This window comes from Flavobacterium fluviatile, assembly GCF_010645065.1.
GTDB lineage: Bacteria > Bacteroidota > Bacteroidia > Flavobacteriales > Flavobacteriaceae > Flavobacterium > Flavobacterium fluviatile.
In genome coordinates this window covers 1-1,061 of record NZ_JAADZW010000082.1, presented here as the reverse complement: position 1 = coordinate 1,061, position 1,061 = coordinate 1, and the positions used below count along the sequence as shown (strand labels likewise).

Genomic DNA, 1,061 nt, shown 5'->3' with positions numbered 1-1,061 from the left:
GTTTTTAATTCCTATTTTCGTTTAGCCGAAAATAATCTGTTTCATAAGTTGCAAACAACTAGAGGCGCAAAACGTTAGCCGTCATTGTACAACGATACTACAAACATTGACCAAATAGAAAATGATTGACAATTTACCGACATATATTTCACTGACTTTTGGACTGACAACACTTATCACGTTGCAACTTTTTATTTGGACAATCAGAAATTCAAATTCTGAACTGACACGAAAAAAAGCAACACCAATTTTTATCGGTTTGACAATTTGGTTGACAATTCAAGCGGTTTTGACATTCAAAAACATTTACAACTCTAACACAAATTCCTTTCCACCAAAAATAATGTTGATTGGAATTTTACCGACAATATTGACAATTATTTTATTATTCGCAACTTCAAAAGGAAGACAATTTATTGACAGTTTACCACTTAAAAACTTGACTTACCTAAACATTGTGAGAATACCAGTTGAAATAATTTTGCTTTGGCTTTTTCTCAACAAAGCAATTCCAGAATTGATGACTTTTGAAGGTCGAAACTTTGACATCATAGCTGGAATAACAGCACCAATTATTGCATATTTCGGACTGACAAAAAGCAAATTGAATAGGCAGACAATTTTAATTTGGAACTTTATTTGCCTTGGACTTTTAGTAAATATTGTAGTGAACGCTTTATTTTCAGCACCTTCACCAATTCAAAAATTTGCGTTTGACCAACCGAATATTGCAATTTTGAATTTTCCATTTAGTTGGTTGCCGACATTTATAGTTCCAATTGTTTTATTTGGACATCTAACATCAATCAGACAATTATTGAAATATAAAATAGAAATTAAAACGAACGAAAAAACAACGAACGGCTAACAAGGGTTTTGCAATAGTGGGGCGAAACTGCAAAAATCAACGGTTGCTCTTCGGTTCAACCTTTGTGCAAAATTGAAGATTTTCGCTTCGATTGCCCCACCATCGCAAAGCCCCAAAACGTTATGGTGTATAGCTCCGCCGACGAGAATCAGCTGATTTTAATTTGGCGTTTTAGCTCTGAAAACAAAATGAA

General features: G+C 33.6%; 1 protein-coding gene. It reads left to right on the top strand.

From position 1 onward, the window contains the following. Positions 1-343 precede the first annotated feature (343 nt). On the top strand, positions 344-868 hold the full coding sequence (locus GXM17_RS21360) for a hypothetical protein (protein WP_244307458.1): 525 nt from the start codon (positions 344-346) through the stop codon (positions 866-868). Positions 869-1,061 lie beyond the last annotated feature (193 nt).